The following is a 16,900-nucleotide window of genomic DNA, read 5'->3' as shown; positions in this document are numbered from 1 at the left end:
TCACGGGCAGATTGCGTTAGGACAAACTTAAGGTGAGCTGTAATTATCCCTGCAACAGTTTTACCAATAAATGGCCGCTATAGAGCGCGTCTTTTATCAGTGCGGCGCCGCCAAAGGTGCCGGGATCGCTGAAAGCCGTTGGTGTGAGCTGGATTTCACTGCTATATGCGGGCAAGGCTTGTTGTCGAATGGTACTGCTCACCGCAGGGAACAGCACATCGGCGGCCTGATTCAGCGGCGAACCGATAAGGATTTGTTGAGGATTAAAGATGTTTACCATCATCGCCAGCATACGGCCAATATGGTGTCCGACGCCCGCAATCACATCACGCGCCAGGCGATCGCCCTGCTGCGCGGCTGCGCATAAGCTCTCAATCGTCAACGGCGTCTGATGCAATACACTGTCCGGCTGCGACGGCAAACGCTGGGCGGTGAGAGTGAGCAAGCTTCCGATGCTGGCGACGGTTTCCAGACAGCCATTATTGCCGCAATAACACTGCTGGCCGTAAGGATCGATTTGCGTATGACCAATTTCCACCAGCGTACGACCATTTTTGTGCAGCAGTTGTCCGCCGCTGATCACGCCCGCGCCGACGGTTTCATCAATCACAATCTGAATCACATGTTGCGCGCCACTGGATGCGCCAAACAGCGCTTCGGCTAACGTCCAGGCGGAAATATCATGCTGCACGAACACCGGCAGACCGGTGCGCTGCGCCAGCGTTTCTCCCAGCGGCATATCCTGCACGTCATAACCCGGCATACGATGGACCACGCCAGAAGCGGCGTTAATCAATCCTGGCAAGGTAATGGCGATGGCGGTCAAACGCTCCAGCTTGCTTTGGTGGCGAATAAAGAAGTCATTCACTGTCTCGTGCAAGGTTTGCAGCAGTGGTTTGTCGGCGCTGGCGTGCAGCGGCAGGCGATCTTCCTGCAGCGCGCGGCTGCTGAGATCGCGCAGCGTCAGCGTAATAAATCCGGGCTGAATGCGAACGGCGAGATAATGCCAGGCGAGCGTATCGAGGACCAAACCAATCGCGGGACGACCGCGACTGCCCGGTTCCTGAAATTCAGTTTCCTGAACCAGATGGGCATCGAGCATTTCACGCACGATTTTGGTAATGCTGGCGGGTGCTAACTGGGCACGTTTAGAAAGCTCAATACGCGAAATCGGGCCGTAAAGGTCAATCAGTCGGTAAACCACACCTGCGTTGGTCTGTTTTATCTGATCAATATGACCAGGTTGACTGTACAGATTCACGCCCAGCTCCCATTATTTTCGCGCTTCTAAATAAACAGCAGCTATGGTGATGCAGATTGACCAGCAGCGTCAAATATTTGATTAGAAATGTGATTTATCGCACATAAAGTTTGGGCCCTCATTCAACTGCGGACTCAATTCTCTGCATTTTGCAGCATCAGCGACATCATATTGGTCATTTGCGCCGTCGGTTCTCGCGTCGCTGACCAGACCAGCCAAACTTCAGAAATCGCGTCGCTCTCCTGCAAAGGGATCCACACCACATCGGCCAGACGTGCACGGCTGAATGACGCCGGCAGAATCGACACGCCGAGTCCGGTCGCCACCAGACCAAGGATGGTCATCGCCTCGCCCACTTCCTGCGTAATAAAAGGTTTGATTTGATAGCGATGCAGCAGCGCCAGGATTTCACCGTACAACGCAGTGCCGCCTTGCGGATCGAAAAATACAAACGGCTCGTTGGCTAATGCCTGAATGGAAATCGACTCTGCATCGGCCAGCGGATGCGCCCAATGCACTACCGCGCATAGCGGCTCACGCAGTAACACGCGGTGCTGCAGATCGCTGGGCAGCGGCGTATTGCGCATCACACCAAGATCGAGCCGATCGTCATGAAGTGGCGCAAGCTGCTGCCGCGTGTTGTTCTCCTGCATCTGAATGTGTACTTCTGGCCAACGCTGACGGAATTGGTACAGCGCGTCAGAAACCAGACCGGTAAACGGCGCTGAGGAGGTAAAGCCGATGCGCAACTCGCCCTCCTGCCCGCTATGCACGCGTGCGGCGCGGCGGGTGGCCTGCTCCACCTGTAACAAAATGGCACGCGCATCCTGCAAAAACAGCGCGCCGGCGGGCGTGATCTGTACGCTGCGATTGGTGCGGGTAAACAGCTGGGCGCCAATTTCCTGCTCCAGCTGCTGAATCTGCTGACTCAACGGCGGTTGCGAAATATTCAGGCGCTGCGCGGCGCGGCCAAAATGCAGTTCCTCCGCGACGGCAACGAAATAGCGTAAATGACGCAACTCAACATTCATACTTTAAAAGTCTCATTTGAGATTATTAATATATTGTACAACCTATTCGCCCTTTCCTACAGTAACGGCATGATTGTTCAAACGAGGATGTTCCGTGAGTCGCTCTTCTCAGGCGGTGATACTCGATGAAGACGAGTTGTCCGTAAAGCCTGCTCCAGCTGCAACCCCTTCAGAATGGATTGAACGCGGATCGCCGCAGTTTATGCGCGTGACGCTGGCGCTGTTCTCTGCCGGTCTTGCCACTTTCGCCCTGCTGTATTGCGTGCAGCCCATTTTGCCGGTGTTATCGCAACAGTTTGGTGTTTCTCCAGCGCAAAGCAGTATTTCTCTCTCGCTATCGACCGGCTTAATGGCATTGGGGTTGCTGTTTACCGGGCCGCTGTCAGATGCGATTGGGCGTAAATCGGTGATGGTTACCGCGCTGTTGCTCGCGGCTATCTGTACCTTGATTTCCGCCACCATGAGCAGTTGGCAGGGGATTTTGCTGATGCGCGCGCTGATTGGCTTATCGCTGAGCGGGGTTGCGGCGGTTGGCATGACCTATCTGAGTGAAGAGATTCATCCACGCGTTATCGCCTTTTCCATGGGGCTGTACATCAGCGGTAACTCGATTGGCGGCATGAGCGGACGCCTGTTGACGGGCGTATTGACCGATTTCTTCTCGTGGCGCGTTGCGGTGGGCGTGATTGGCTGTTTCGCGTTGGCGGGCGCGCTGATGTTTTGGAAAATCCTGCCTGCATCGCGTCATTTCCGTCCAGCTTCGCTGCGTCCGCGTAGTTTGCTGATCAACTTCCGTTTGCACTGGCGCGATAAAGGATTACCGCTGCTGTTCGCTGAGGGCTTCCTGCTGATGGGCGCGTTCGTCACGCTGTTCAACTACATCGGCTATCGCCTGCTGAGTGCGCCCTGGTCGCTGAGCCAGGCGGTGGTGGGATTGCTGTCGGTGGTCTATCTGACCGGCTCCTGGAGTTCACCGAAAGCCGGCGCGATGACCAGCCGCTTTGGACGCGGTCCGGTGATGATTGGCGCAACTGCGATTATGCTGACGGGATTGCTGCTGACGGCGTTTAACTCACTGTGGCTGATTTTACCCGGCATGATGTTGTTCACCGCCGGATTCTTTGCGGCGCACTCTGTTGCCAGCGGCTGGATTGGCCCGCGTGCGCGTCGGGCTAAAGGCCAGGCATCGTCACTCTATCTGTTTAGCTATTACGTTGGATCCAGCGTGGCGGGTACATTGGGCGGCGTGTTCTGGCACAGCTATGGCTGGATGGGCGTTACGGCATTCATTAGCTTGCTACTATTAATGGCTTTGCTGGTCGGCTGGCGATTGCAGTGCCGGAAACTGTAATACCTTTCATCTGTTAAACGGGGCTAATGCGCCCCGTTCTCTCATCAAGTCCACGCCATCCGATGATCTCACAGTCCCAGATAAAACAAAACGGCCATTCGTCGCTATAATTCATTCCATTCCAACAATAGTTAGACTTTTATTATTTCACAGCAATGAGGACGATAGATGGGACTCTATTATTACGTCGATAAGCATGCCGGCTATAACGACAACCATGTAGTACACGCAACGGGATGCCCGTACCTACCCGCCGATGAGGCACGCCGTTTCCTTGGAACTTTCTACACGCCAAATGCCGCCATTCAGCAAGCGCGTAAATTTTATGCCAGCGCGCTGGGCTGCGAGCACTGCTGTCCGGTGGGGTTAAAAAAAAACATGACGACTCAAAATAGTGTGGCACTAAAACATATGGTGCGACTCTGATAATCATGATGTGAGAGTGGTCAGCAGACCTAACTCTTTTGTTAAGCAGCACTGCGGCGTTTCATAATAATTATAAATTTAAGTGTAATAATAACTGGACCTTAAGGCGCTCAAGGTGGCGTCAGGTCCAGTTGCCTCTTTCTCCCCCGTTGTTAATCTTGCTCGCTCTCGTATTGATGACAGAAAGCGTAAAAACCTCAGGCTATTAATTACGCCACTCTTGATAAAAAATATTCAGTAATAAAAGCCCGACAAACGGTTTCCCTCCGCTCATTAATGCTCCACAATAGCGGCAATTTGTGACTCCGGTCACTTTCTGGGGTGCTTTTTGCCCTTTCATTTGCCGTCTGACAGATTTGAACTCCATGCAATCTACTACTGTTTCCCGTAAAACGGCCTGGCTACGCGTTGTACTGCTGGCTATTGCTGCTTTTGTCTTTAACACCACAGAATTCGTGCCTGTCGGTCTGCTGTCGGATATCGCCGCCAGCTATGACATGAAGACTGCCGATGTTGGCATTATGCTGACCATCTACGCGTGGGTTGTCGCGCTACTGTCGCTGCCGCTGATGCTGTTAACGCGCAATATTGAGCGTCGCCTGTTATTGGCGGTGTTGTTCATCGTGTTTGTAGCCAGCCATGTGCTCTCGTCTTTGGCATGGGATTTCACCTCACTGGTTATCTCGCGCATCGGTATTGCCTTAGCGCACGCCGTGTTCTGGTCAATTACCGCTTCGCTGGCCATTCGCGTGGCGCCTGCAGGCAAGAAAACTCAGGCGTTGAGTATGCTGGCAACCGGTACCGCGCTGGCGATGGTGCTGGGCGTGCCGATTGGGCGTATCGTCGGTCAATATCTTGGCTGGCGCACTACTTTTGGCATGATCGGCTTATCTGCTTTGGTGTTGCTGATTTTGCTGATGCGCATACTGCCGCGTCTGCCGAGCGAGCACACGGGTTCACTGAGCAGCGTTCCGATGCTATTCCGCCGTCCGGCGCTGGTGGCAATGTACGTTCTGGTTACCGTGGTGGTGACGGCGCATTACACCGCTTACAGCTACATCGAACCGTTTATGCAGGTGGTCGCTAATGCCGATGATAATTTCACCACGCTGCTGTTACTGCTGTTTGGATCAGCGGGCATTCTCGGCAGCGTGCTGTTTAGTACGCTGGGCAATAGATTCCCTTCTGCGATGCTGATCGCCGCGATTGCGATGATCACGCTAAGCATGGGCTTGCTGGTGTTTGCTGCTGTACGTCCCGCTGCAATCACCGTGCTGTGCATCGTTTGGGGCATGGCAATGATGATGATTGGTCTGGCGATGCAGGTGCGCGTTTTGGCGCTGGCACCGGATGCCACCGACGTCGCGATGTCGCTGTTCTCGGGTATCTACAACATCGGTATCGGCGCGGGTGCGCTGCTGGGTAATCAGGTCAGTTTGCATATGCAAATGTCGGATGTCGGTAACGTCGGCGGCATTATTGGCCTTGCCGCACTGTTCTGGTGTATCGCTATCTTCCGCCGCTATCCACAGCTGCGTTCTAACGGATAAGAAAAAAGGCTTCAGAAGGTTATCTTCTGAAGCCTTTTGTTCACTTCCTGCGGAATGCTTAATTGCCCTCCGCTCAATTCTCTTAGTTATAAATTACTGCTGTGCCATTTAGCTTGTTGTTGCCAGAGGTCGAAGTGATGCGGAATGACTTTGCTCCGGCAGCACTGGCCTTTTCCGCTAGCTGATTCTCCAGCGATGTCAGGTTAGTGCTACCTGATGCGCTAACCACACCAATCTGTTGTTGGTTCAACGGCGCTTCGTTTACTAAGTCTGCAGCCATGCTACCAAACGCGATTGAAGACAATGCTACAGCGGCCAAAGTCAGTTTGATGCTTTTCATAATTTTGCTCTCTTAAACGGGTGAATTGGGGTCGGTCGCGATTAAGTTAACAACCGTTAATTAAATGCTACTGCCGAATGGACCCGCGCGTCAATCATTTTATTAACGATCATTATTTTAATCGGAAGTGGCGTGATTATGGGCTTCCCAGCCCTTTTTGACTTATCCATTTGGGTGCTTTCGCAAGCAAAAAGCACAAACGGGCAAAGACGAATAGACTCATTCCGGGCTGCGCTTGCATATTTATTTAATGATCGGTAATTTAATGGGGTGTTTCTACGCTTTGAGGTGCCCAATGACAGAAGTTATCGATGTGGTTAACAGGAAAACGCGCGGCCGTCCGAAAGTGTTTGATCGCAACGATGCCCTGGACAAGGCATTGATGTTGTTCTGGGCGCATGGCTATGAAGGCACTTCGCTGTCCGATTTGGTTAACGCTACCGGCGCTAAGGCCCCAACCCTTTATGCTGAGTTTGAAAATAAAGAAGGGTTATTCCGTGCGGCGATGCAGCGATACATTGAAACGTTCAGCGCACAACGCAACGCCGTGCTAAATGATGATGCTTTAGACGTGAAAACGGCCATTGAAGCCTATTTTCGCGCAACCGCCGCATGCTTCACCGCATGTGATAAGCCTGCTGGTTGTTTCTTCATTTGTACCTCGAGCGCGCTCTCTTCCGGCTCAGAAGAAGTGGCGCAAATGCTGGCTCAACAGCATCACGCGCAGGAATCAGCGTTAAAAGCATTTCTTGATACCCGGCAGCAGCGCGGCGAGTTACCGCAATGTGCCAATAGTGCAAGGTTAGCCCGCTACCTGGCGTGTTTACTGCAGGGAATGTCGGTGCGTGCGCGTGAAGGCGCTAATCGTGAGGACCTTGACCAGATCGTGGATACGCAGATGGCAATCTGGCCCGCTCTGGCGGGATATTGTGAATTGAGCACCAAATAAAATTCAGGCCGACTTCCGTGTCGGCCTAAAATTATTGCCTCCGTACAAATACTGAGGTGAGCGAGCGTTAAGGCAGGAAAAACATCGGTTTCAACGCTGCACTCACCGGACTATTATCCGGATTCGATGGCATTAAATCCTTCATCGATGCCCACCAGCGCTGACACACTTCCATTTTTGCCACTGCTTCCCAGCGCGCTTCAGACTCAATTTCCACGCTGGCAAACAGCAGATTGCGTTCAGCATCCAGCCAGATAGCGTAATTGTGCGCGCCATGCGCTTTTAGCGTCTCAGCCAGCTCCGGCCAAATTGGCGTATGACGGCGCAGATACTCATCGTGGCAGTGTGCATGCACCTGCATCACAAAGGCTTTACGCAACATCGCTGCGCTCCGCCTGCAGCGCGGCTTGCCACGGCTTAACGTTGAAGCGTTCACCCAGCGCGATCAGCTGCTCAGTGGTGATGCTTTGACGAATACCGCCCATTGACAGCGCTTTTACCACCACTTCGGAGGATTTCTCCGCCGTATCGATCAGGCCGAAAGTCTCGTCGAGGTTTGGACCCGCGCCAAAGATGCCATGGAACGGCCACATCACAATGCTGTGGTTTGCCATTGCGTCTGCCGTTGCCTGACCAATTCCATCGGTACCGGGCACCATCCATGGCAGAATACCTACGCCATCCGGGAACACCACCAGACATTCGGTGCTGCCTTCCCACAACAGGCGTGTGAATCGTGCGGAATCCAGATTTACCACATAGCTCAGCGCCATAAAGTTGGTGGCGTGGCAATGCATGATGACGCGATCAATGCCGTTTGAGACCTGCTTGCGCACGCTGTGCGACTGGAAGTGAGCTGCCAACTCTGATGTTGGCAGGCCGCCGTTACTCAAACCCCAATGGATTTTGTATGACAAGCCTTTGTCATCCACCTGCAGCAGCGCCAGACAGTCGGCCGGGTCGAGCTGAACGTTACGGAAAAACTTACCCGATCCGGTGACCAGGAACCAATCATTGGCCAGCGCTGGAGCAGGTTTGGTCAGCTCAATACAGCGCGGCTCGGCATAGAAATCACCGGCGAAATCTTTAACTTCTTCCGGCAGTAAACGTAAGCTGACGTTGCCGCCATTACGCTCATCCCAGCCTTTCAACCACATGTCGCTGGTCGCTTTAACCATTCCCTGAACAAAAGCGGAAGAGAGGATATTTTGCATGGTGTGTCCCTTAACGTTGACGCAGTGTTTGTTGTTCATAATGACGGACTTCGCTCAGCCAGCTGGCATCAGCAGGGACATCGTGGCGCAGACACCAGGCTTCCCACACCGCTTGCCATGGCAACGATTTTTGTTCTTCCAGCATCGCCAGGCGGCCGGTGTAATCCCCTTCGTTCTCCAGCTTGCGTAACTGGTCGGTAGGTTCCAGCAGAGCACGCAGCAGCGCTTTTTTGGCATTGCGTGTCCCAATTACCCACGCCGCGATGCGGTTGATCGACGCATCGAAGAAGTCGAGACCGATGTGCACCTTGTCGAACAATTTGTGGCGTGCGATTTCGGTAGCGATGGCCTGGGTTTCATCGTCGAGAATCACCACGTGATCGCTGTCCCAGCGCACCGGACGGCTTACGTGCAGCAGCAGGCGCGGCACATACAGCATGGCCGTGGAAATTTTGTCGGAAATCACTTCGGTTGGATGGAAGTGACCGGCGTCCAGAGTCAGCGCGGTCTGGCGGCTGCTGGCATAACCCAGGCAGAATTCATTAGAACCCACTGTGTAGCTCTCTGCGCCAATGCCAAACAGTTTGCTCTCTACCGCATCAATGTGGTGCGCAGGATTGAGTTTTTCACTGATCACTTCATCAAGCGCACTCGCCAGGCGTTGACGCGGTCCTAAACGATCGACGGTGAGATCTTTCATTCCGTCCGGCACCCAGATATTCATAACGGATGCGGTACCCAGTTGCTCACCAAAGTGTGCAGAGATACGACGGCTGGCCTTGCAGTGATCGATCCAGAACTGACGAATCCCTTTGTCGGCGTGTGACAACGTAAAACCATCGGCGCTCAGCGGATGGGAGAAACAGCTTGGATTAAAATCGAGGCCCAGCTTGTGCGTTTTGGCCCATTCCACCCAGTTGCTGAAGTGTTTCGGTTCAATCGCATCACGATCGACCGGCTTATCGCTCTCCAGATAAATCGCATGCAGGTTGAGGCGTTTAGCACCCGGAATGAGTGACATCGCTTTTTCAACATCAGAGCGCAGCTCATCAGCATTACGGGCGCGTCCCGGATAGTTGCCGGTAGCCTGAATACCGCCGGTCAGTTCACCGTTCGGATTTTCGAAGCCGCGCACGTCATCACCTTGCCAGCAGTGCATCGAGACCGGAATGCCATCCAGCTGCGCCATTACCTGTTCCACATCCACACCGATGGCGGCGTAACGTTGTTTGGCCAGTTCGAAGGCCTGTTCAATCAGCTTAGTCATATGCAAGTTCCTTAGCAGGTTGGCTGAGCGCGGCAAAGCGTGCCTGATGGGCAGCGAAGGCGCTGTTGTTCAACGGTTCAAATTTTTCTAACGGGAAGTTTTGGCTAATGCAGCGGCGTAAATCACTGACGTCACGCAGTTCGCCCAAAGCAATGAGCTGGCAGCCGACGTTGCCGAGCGTCGAGGCTTCAATCGGCCCCGCCAATACCGGCAGCTGGCAGGCATCGGCACACAATTGATTTAACAGCGGGTTCTGACTGCCGCCGCCCACCACATGCAGTTGACGCAGCGGTGCCGCGCGCAGTGTGCCGAGTTCGCCAATAACCTGGCGATAGAGTAAGGCCAGACTGTCGAAGATGGTGCGAGCCAGCGCAGCCGGCGTCTGCGGTACGGGCATGTTCTGTTCGGCGCAGGCGTTTTGAATCTCCTGAACCATGCTGTCTGGATTGATAAAACGGCTGTGATTGGGGTTAACCAGCGCACGACAGGCGGGCTCTTTTGCGGCTTCTTTGATCAGCGAACAGAGATCGGTAATTTGCAGCTCAGTGCAGACACGTTGCAGCAGCCACAAACCCATAATGTTTTTCAGAACGCGGTAGCCTTCTGCTCCACCTTCATTGGTTACGTTGGCATTGAGCGCCGCCGTGCTGACACAAGGCTGCAAGCTCTCAATCCCCATCAGTGACCAGGTTCCCGAGCTGAGATAAGCGGCATCATCCTGCATTAACGGGGTGGCCAAAACCGCGCTCGCCGTATCGTGAGTCGCAACCGCGATCACCGGAATGTGGTTGCCGCTGGCGCTGGTCCAGTTACCGACAGTGTTACCTGGCGATGTGGGTTTGCCGAACCACTTAGCTGGCACGCCAGCCCACGCAAGCAAATCGCTGTCCCATTCGCCGCTGTGAATATTAAGCAGTTGTGTGGTGGTGGCGTTGGTGTATTCCCAGTTCATCTGGCCGGTAAGGCGATAGTGCAGATAGTCAGGAATCATCAGCGCATGCTGCACTTTTTCCTGCCAATCTGGCTGCTGCTGATGCAGTGCGTGCAGTTGATAAAGGGTGTTGAACGGCAAGAATTGAATGCCGGTGCGCTGATAGATTGCACCTTTGCCGAGATCGTTAATGGCCTGAGCCATGTGCCCTTCTGTGCGCTTATCGCGATAACTTACCGCCTCGCCGACGCGTTCACCGTTGGCATCCAGCAACACCAAATCAACGCCCCAGGTATCGATGCCAATGCTGTCCGGCACAATGCCTTCATCATCAAGCTGGGCCAGCCCTAAACGAATCTCTTGCTCCAGTCGATCCAAATCCCAACAATCATAATCTGCACGGCGCACACGCTGATTGGTGAAGCGACGCACTTCGCGCAGGCTGATCTGCTGATTCGCTGAACTCCATTGTGCGAGCATCACGCGCCCGCTGGATGCGCCTAAATCAATGGCAACAATGTTACGCATACTCATGGCGTGTTCTTCCTGTAATGAGATGACTACAGATTAGAAATCTCCGCTTTTTGCCACCTTCCCCTTACTGCCAGTGCGTAATAGTCACTGGCAGGCTGACAAAGAAGTTCGTGAGAAAGCTCACAGAACCACACAAGTGGCGAGATGTGAGCCTTGCCGCATTTCTGTCAATCGCCGGTGAGATCTTGAAAAATTAGCCATTTTCCTGCGTCACTAAGATGAAAATTCAAGGTAAGGTGCGGGGCGCCTGCGTAGACTCGGCAACGGTTGAGTTAATTAAGAGGCGAATCATGACCGTTCTACATAGCGCAGATTTCTTCCCTGAAGGGAATTACGCCATCGCCATCGAGCCGCGTGTGCCGCAGCAGGCATTTCCGGAGCACCATCATGATTTCCATGAAATCGTGTTGGTGGAACACGGTTCTGGCATTCATGTGTTTAACGGTCAGCCACAAGCTTTATCCGCAGGATGCGTATGCTTTGTGCGCGATCACGATCGTCATCTTTATGAGCAAACGGAAAATTTGTGCCTGACCAACGTGCTGTATCGCAGTCCGGCGTCATTTCGTTTTCTCTCGGGTTTGCAGGCGCTCCTGCCGCGCGAAGAAGAGGATCACTACGCGTCGCACTGGCGCATTAATCACAAGGTGATGGCGCAGGCGCTGCAAATCGTTACGCAGATGAAGCAGCAAGATGTGTGGTCGCTGGAACGTCACGCACGTCAGGAGCAACTTTTTCTGCAACTGCTGGTGTTGTTGCGCGAAGCGGCTCACAACGATCAATCACAGGATCAGGAAGCACGCTTACATCGGTTGCTCGACTGGCTCAATGAGCACTACAGTGAAGAGATTGTGTGGGATGCATTAGCCGATCGTTTTTCATTGTCGCTGCGCACTCTGCACCGCCAGATGAAGCAGCAAACCGGTAATACACCGCAGCGTTACCTGAATCGGCTTCGCCTGTTACAGGCGCGGCATTTACTGCGTCATAGCGATATGCGCATTACAGACATCGCCTACCAGTGTGGATTTGGTGACAGCAATCACTTCTCCACGCTGTTCCGGCGGGAATTTGGCTGTGCGCCCAGAGCGGAGCGCCAGCAGATGCTATAACTGGAGCGTTTCCTCATGTCGCTGATCTTAACGCGGGAAGACTATTTTCCGGCCTCCAATCTGCCGATTGCGGTGGCCGAGCGCATGCCGCAGCCCTCCTTTCCTCCGCACCGTCATGAATTCAGTGAAATCGTTATCGTCTGGCGTGGTAACGGCCTGCATGTGTTGAACGATCGTCCATGGTTGGTAACCTGCGGCGACGTTTTTTACATTCACGATAACGACTGCCACAGCTATGACAGCGTCAACGATTTGGCGCTGGATAACATTCTTTACTGCCGCGATCGCTTTCGTCTTGGCCTTGACTGGAGCCAGTTGTTGCCGCCGCAAGAAGAAGATTCGCCGGGCTGCTGGCGTTTGACCACCCGCGGGATGGCGTTAGCGCGCGGTGTGATTAGCCAGCTGGAACGCGAAAGCCGCAAAAGTGATTCGCTATCGATTCAACTCTCTGAGGCGCTGTTTTTGCAATTAGCATTGATTCTGCGCCGTCACGGTTATGCTGCCGATCGGCCCTGGGCATTACCTGAAGGAGAACAATTAGATCTGCTGATGTCGGCGCTGCAAGGTGCCATCAGCCGTCCATTCGATTTGGCAGTGTTCTGCCAGCAGAATCAGTTGAGCGAGCGTGCGTTGAAGCAACTGTTTCGCCAGCAAACCGGTATGACCGTGGGACACTATCTTCGGCAACTACAGCTGTGTCAGGCGAAATACCTGCTGCGGACGCAGGATTGCTTAATCAGTGAAGTGGCCGCGCGTTGCGGCTTCGATGACAGTAACTACTTTTCGGTGGTGTTTACGCGGGAAACCGGTTTAACGCCGAGCGCCTGGCGGCAGCGTTTCCTGCCGCAGCGTGAACTCTCAGCAGAGAAAGTGAAAGCCTGACGTGCCGTAGCGGCGTCAGGCTTTACATCAGGCTGCCATGCCTAATCCAACGATGTTGGCAGCAATGATAATCACCACACAACCCAGCGAGAGAACGCGAACCGGACGTTGACCCGCCGATTTCCACTCTTTTAGTACCAGACCAACCAAACCACCGCACAGCACGTAGAGGCTCATATGCAGCATCCAGCTGATGAAGTCATACTGTGCCGGAATTTTGGCGTGTCCCCAGGCATAGAAGAAGAACTGCAGATACCACATGGTGCCGCCCAGCACGGCAAACGCGATATTGGCCAGCAGCATTGGTTTGGCGACTGAGAAATCACGGCGTACTGAAATATCGGTTTTTACCGCCAGACGGATGAAGCAGTAAGCCAGATTGATTAACGCACCACCGCCCATGATCACCACATAGCTTGGCAACGCAACATAGAGTGGATTGATACCCAGATTGGCTGCAGCTTCATGCATTGGCTTGGCGGCATCCATCGCAAACGACATGCCGGCCGAAAAGATGCCGCACATTACGGCCAAAATCAGCCCTTTTTTCAGGTTGAACTCTTCGGCATTGATGCCCAGCGCCCGCTCTTTTAACAGACCGGCACGCGATACAATCCCTACGCCGATCAGCGCAACTAACACGCCGAGCAGTGTCATACGTCCGCCTGGTGAGCTGAATAGCTCGACAAAGCGGCCCTGCAGCAGCGGCGTCATCAAGGTTCCCACCACTAACGTGATACCGATGGCAATACCAATGCCCATCGACATCCCGAGGTAGCGCATGGTCAAACCATAGTTGATGTTACCGATGCCCCACATGGCACCAAACAGAAATACTGGCATCAGTTGAGAGAAACTAAAGCTGCCGTAATACGCCCAGAAGTTCGGCAGTAATACCGCACTGACTGCCCAGGGAAGAATCAGCCACGACATAACGCCGCCTACCGACCACATCGTTTCCCAGGACCACTTTTTCACCTGCTTAAATGGAGCATAAAAACAGGCGGCACTGGCGGCACCCACCAGATGCCAGAAAATACCTGCAATGATGGCACTGTTCATTGTTATTCCTTCGTAAGGTTGAGGCCAACAGGAAACCGGCGGTTTCCCGATTACCGGCAGTCTACGGTGGGCAGCTTTTCGTCAGCCTTTGGATGGCTGCCGGAAAGCGGAGGTTGCTGGCAAAATTCGGTGGGTCGTCAACATAAGGATCACAAAATCGCATTCGAAGGCAGGTCACGGGGTGATTTTTATAAGTGGCTTATTCTTCAACATATTTTTCTATTATGCTGTGCCGATCAGCACAGTTTTTGATTCACTGCCACTGCAACAGTTAACATGGCAGTCACACAAAGCCGCGTACCAGACTTTCCCCGCAGGCGTTTAATCCGTATAACGTTGGGAAAATCATCAGGACGAAGGATTGAGATGAATACCAAAAGATTGCGGCTGTTGCTGTCACAATCGGTGAGCCGCGTGATGCTGGATGACATCCGGGCCATCGTGCCAGCGCAGGCGCTGAACGTCTTTATTAATGGATTAGATGAAGCACATTACGCCACGCTGGATTGCGTGCAGAGCGAGGAGAATTGCGCCCTGCTGGCTTCGGTGATTGTGGTGTGGCGACAGCTGGGTCACGTTCATGCGATTCATTATCAGAAAGGTGAGCATCTGCGTCAGGTCGACGACGCCACGCAATTCCAGCTGTTCAGTATGATGAAAACCCATCGCGCGATCGTGCAGATCGCTTAACTCTCGGGATGACTATGAAAATCGGACTGCTTTTCCCTATTGCCATCATCATTGCTGGCGTCAGTTTTTTGGCGTGGTTTATTGCCAGCGGCGCGGCGATGCCAGGTTCCTGACATTTTTTAACATACCTTAAATCACCACTAAGCCGCTGAAAGCGCGGCATTTCGCCAGGAATGCTGCGTCTGTCGTGCTGTTCTTCCCTTCTTTGCCATCCCTCAAGTCGCATTGGCAATAGCAAAAAGGTGCTACACCCTGATCTGTTTCACTCTGCAATTCACAAATCTTTAACGAAACCGATCGCGGAGAACCTGCACATGACAACACACCATCAACATTATATTAATGGCGCGTTTGTTGCCGATCAGAACGATAAGTGGATAGAAGTGATTAACCCAGCAACTGAGGCATTACTTTCGCGCGTGCCGGAAGGCAGTAAACACGACGCCGCGCAGGCCATCGACGCTGCTGAAGTGGCGCAGCCGGATTGGGAAGCGCTCCCCGCCGTTGAACGCGGCAACTGGCTGCGCAAAATTGCCGCTGCTATTCGTCAGCGTGAACCAGAACTGACCGCCACTATCGTCGCCGAAGGCGGAAAAACCCAGGGTCTGGCGCAAACTGAAGTACTGTTTACAGCTGATTATCTTGAGTACATGGCCGAATGGGCACGCCGTTATGATGGCGAGATCGTTAATAGCGATCGTCCCAACGAAAACATCTTTGTGTTCAGGAAAGCGATTGGCGTCACCACCGGCATTCTGCCGTGGAACTTCCCCTTCTTCCTGATTGCACGTAAAGCCGCGCCCGCGCTGGTAACCGGCAATACCATTGTTATCAAGCCAAGTGAGCTGACGCCCAACAATGCGGCGATTTTTGCGCACATCATCCATGAAATTGGTCTGCCGAAAGGCGTGATCAACTTTGTTTACGGCTATGGCCCGGAGATTGGTCAGGAGCTGGCAGGCAACCCGAAAGTCGGCTTAGTCAGTCTGACCGGCAGCGTCAACGCCGGTATAGCCACCATGGAAGCCGCAGCGAAAAACGTTACCAAAGTCTCGCTTGAACTGGGCGGAAAAGCGCCAGCCATCGTCATGGATGATGCCGATCTCGATCTGGCGGTCAAAGCGATTGTTAGCTCCCGCGTGATCAACACCGGACAGGTGTGTAACTGTGCTGAGCGCGTTTACGTGCAGGAAGGCATCTACGACCGCTTTATCAGCGCGCTGACTACCGCCATGCAGCAGGTGAAGTTTGGTAATCCGGCCGAGCAAAACGATATCGATATGGGGCCGCTAATCACTGCGGCCGCGCTGGAACGCGTTGAGCAGAAAGTGGCGAACGCGGTTGCGGATGGCGGCAAAGTAGTGCTAGGCGGGAAGCGTGCAGGCAGCAAAGGCTTCTATTTTGAACCAACCATTATCACGGGCGTGCGTCAGGATATGGAGATCATGCAGCAGGAGATTTTTGGTCCAGTGCTGCCAGTGATGACCTTTAAAACCCTTGATGAAGCCATAGCGCTGGCGAATGACTGTGAATATGGTCTGACCTCATCGATTTACACTCAGAACCTCAACACCGCGATGGTTGCCCTGCGTAAGTTGAAATTTGGAGAAACCTATATCAACCGCGAGAATTTCGAAGCGATGCAAGGTTTCCATGCGGGCTGGCGTAAATCGGGCATTGGCGGTGCTGATGGCCGTCACGGTTTGGAAGAGTTCTTGCAGACGCACGTGGCATATTTGCAGTTCTCGTAGATAGTGATCTCCAGAAGCCATGAACAGCAAAATGCTTGTTAGTAAGAAAGCATTTTTTTCAGAATTGCTATTCGTGCGGGCACTGACACATCTGCTGCGTCACGGGCCGTCCTCGCGCCGCTAACGCGGTACCTTCGGCTTCCACGTTGTGCCAACGGACCGTTCGCGGATCGGCCATCCATGGCCGGCCCCGAACTGCCTCACGCATCCCTGCGTGAGGCTCCTGGCCCAACGTAAAAGCCTCAGCGCTGCGGATAGCCCTTTTGCCGCAGCAGACGCGCCAGCGCCTCTGGCAAATGAGCCCTTTTCAATAATACGCACTGAAGTTGATGAGCAGGCCGGGGCCGCTTTTGGGCCGGCAATCCGCAGCGCTGAACGAAGCGAGGAAGCCAGGAGAGCCCGCAGGACGCGGGCGAAAGGCGGAGCCGGGACAAGGACGTCCCGTCTCCGCCGGTCCGTCAGGCAGACGAGTGAAGTGAAGGTACCGCGCTAGCGGCGCGAGGACCGCCGGACCAAAAGTGGCCCCGGCCTGCACACTCGCCGTTGCCT

Annotated in this window: 17 protein-coding genes; 9 read left to right on the top strand and 8 right to left on the bottom strand. The window is 53.7% G+C overall.

The genetic code is table 11. The annotated features are described in order from the left end of the window. Nucleotides 1–43: 43 nt before the first annotated feature. Nucleotides 44–1,261, bottom strand: coding sequence for an ROK family protein (locus KVT28_RS02310; protein ID WP_217546572.1), 1,218 nt, complete (start codon nucleotides 1,259–1,261; stop codon nucleotides 44–46). 134 nt (nucleotides 1,262–1,395) lie between these two features. After that, nucleotides 1,396–2,292 carry a LysR family transcriptional regulator gene (locus KVT28_RS02305; RefSeq protein ID WP_110866192.1) on the bottom strand — a complete coding sequence of 299 codons (897 nt, stop codon included), beginning with the start codon at nucleotides 2,290–2,292 and terminating at the stop codon, nucleotides 1,396–1,398. 94 nt (nucleotides 2,293–2,386) lie between these two features. Here KVT28_RS02305 and KVT28_RS02300 point away from each other — a divergent pair, with 94 nt between their 5' ends. From KVT28_RS02300 to KVT28_RS02290, 3 genes are all read left to right on the top strand, one after another. Then, nucleotides 2,387–3,643 (top strand): MFS transporter, encoded by a 1,257-nt coding sequence (locus tag KVT28_RS02300; protein WP_110866193.1) that lies wholly within the window; start codon nucleotides 2,387–2,389, stop codon nucleotides 3,641–3,643. A 168-nt stretch (nucleotides 3,644–3,811) separates the two neighbouring features. Next, the gene (locus KVT28_RS02295; protein ID WP_101764347.1) at nucleotides 3,812–4,069 is read left to right on the top strand and encodes a hypothetical protein; all 258 of its coding nucleotides are present in this window, start codon (nucleotides 3,812–3,814) and stop codon (nucleotides 4,067–4,069) included. A gap of 365 nt (nucleotides 4,070–4,434) precedes the next feature. Further along, nucleotides 4,435–5,619: a sugar transporter gene (locus KVT28_RS02290; RefSeq protein WP_101764346.1), complete on the top strand. Its 1,185-nt coding sequence runs from the start codon at nucleotides 4,435–4,437 to the stop codon at nucleotides 5,617–5,619. An 82-nt stretch (nucleotides 5,620–5,701) separates the two neighbouring features. On the opposite strand, the gene KVT28_RS02285 is transcribed toward KVT28_RS02290, so the two are convergent. Continuing rightward, nucleotides 5,702–5,959 carry a YdgH/BhsA/McbA-like domain containing protein gene (locus KVT28_RS02285; protein WP_101764345.1) on the bottom strand — a complete coding sequence of 86 codons (258 nt, stop codon included), beginning with the start codon at nucleotides 5,957–5,959 and terminating at the stop codon, nucleotides 5,702–5,704. 295 nt (nucleotides 5,960–6,254) lie between these two features. Between KVT28_RS02285 and KVT28_RS02280 the strand changes: the two genes are divergently transcribed. Then, a complete protein-coding gene (locus KVT28_RS02280) occupies nucleotides 6,255–6,908 on the top strand; it encodes a TetR/AcrR family transcriptional regulator (protein WP_192411802.1) in 654 nt (217 codons plus the stop codon). 67 nt (nucleotides 6,909–6,975) lie between these two features. Here the strand turns inward: KVT28_RS02280 and rhaM are convergent, their stop codons facing one another. From rhaM to rhaB, 4 genes are read right to left on the bottom strand one after another with little or no spacing between them, the layout of a single operon-like run. Continuing rightward, a complete protein-coding gene (gene rhaM, locus KVT28_RS02275; protein WP_217546570.1) occupies nucleotides 6,976–7,290 on the bottom strand; it encodes an L-rhamnose mutarotase in 315 nt (104 codons plus the stop codon). Then, nucleotides 7,280–8,122 carry a rhamnulose-1-phosphate aldolase gene (rhaD, locus tag KVT28_RS02270; protein ID WP_101764343.1) on the bottom strand — a complete coding sequence of 281 codons (843 nt, stop codon included), beginning with the start codon at nucleotides 8,120–8,122 and terminating at the stop codon, nucleotides 7,280–7,282. The genes rhaM and rhaD overlap by 11 nt, the downstream gene beginning before the upstream one ends. A gap of 10 nt (nucleotides 8,123–8,132) precedes the next feature. Beyond that, nucleotides 8,133–9,389 carry an L-rhamnose isomerase gene (locus KVT28_RS02265; RefSeq protein WP_217546568.1) on the bottom strand — a complete coding sequence of 419 codons (1,257 nt, stop codon included), beginning with the start codon at nucleotides 9,387–9,389 and terminating at the stop codon, nucleotides 8,133–8,135. Continuing rightward, nucleotides 9,382–10,854, bottom strand: a complete 1,473-nt coding sequence (gene rhaB, locus KVT28_RS02260) for a rhamnulokinase (protein ID WP_217546565.1) — start codon at nucleotides 10,852–10,854, stop codon at nucleotides 9,382–9,384. The genes KVT28_RS02265 and rhaB overlap by 8 nt, the downstream gene beginning before the upstream one ends. Before the next feature lie 290 nt (nucleotides 10,855–11,144). On the opposite strand from rhaB, the gene rhaS reads away from it, so the two are divergent. Then, nucleotides 11,145–11,966 (top strand): HTH-type transcriptional activator RhaS, encoded by an 822-nt coding sequence (gene rhaS, locus KVT28_RS02255; RefSeq protein WP_217546563.1) that lies wholly within the window; start codon nucleotides 11,145–11,147, stop codon nucleotides 11,964–11,966. Between the two features lie 15 nt (nucleotides 11,967–11,981). Continuing rightward, entirely contained in the window at nucleotides 11,982–12,848 is an 867-nt protein-coding gene (gene rhaR / locus KVT28_RS02250; protein WP_217546560.1) for an HTH-type transcriptional activator RhaR, read from the top strand. Nucleotides 12,849–12,875: 27 nt separating this feature from the next. On the opposite strand, the gene rhaT is transcribed toward rhaR, so the two are convergent. Further along, entirely contained in the window at nucleotides 12,876–13,910 is a 1,035-nt protein-coding gene (rhaT, locus tag KVT28_RS02245) for an L-rhamnose/proton symporter RhaT (RefSeq protein WP_101764338.1), read from the bottom strand. A gap of 366 nt (nucleotides 13,911–14,276) precedes the next feature. Here rhaT and KVT28_RS02240 point away from each other — a divergent pair, with 366 nt between their 5' ends. From KVT28_RS02240 to aldA, 3 genes are all read left to right on the top strand, one after another. Further along, complete coding sequence (locus KVT28_RS02240; RefSeq protein WP_101764337.1) at nucleotides 14,277–14,600, top strand: hypothetical protein; 324 nt, start codon at nucleotides 14,277–14,279, stop codon at nucleotides 14,598–14,600. 14 nt (nucleotides 14,601–14,614) lie between these two features. After that, nucleotides 14,615–14,713, top strand: a complete 99-nt coding sequence (locus tag KVT28_RS02235; RefSeq protein ID WP_008108862.1) for a YoaK family small membrane protein — start codon at nucleotides 14,615–14,617, stop codon at nucleotides 14,711–14,713. A gap of 201 nt (nucleotides 14,714–14,914) precedes the next feature. Next, nucleotides 14,915–16,351 (top strand): aldehyde dehydrogenase, encoded by a 1,437-nt coding sequence (aldA, locus tag KVT28_RS02230; RefSeq protein WP_217546558.1) that lies wholly within the window; start codon nucleotides 14,915–14,917, stop codon nucleotides 16,349–16,351. Nucleotides 16,352–16,900 lie beyond the last annotated feature (549 nt).

The sequence above is a fragment of the Pantoea sp. GbtcB22 genome (assembly GCF_019091025.1).
Classification (GTDB): domain Bacteria; phylum Pseudomonadota; class Gammaproteobacteria; order Enterobacterales; family Enterobacteriaceae; genus Pantoea; species Pantoea leporis.
Note: the sequence above shows the minus strand (reverse complement) of the source record. Positions and strands in the feature narration are given on the sequence as shown.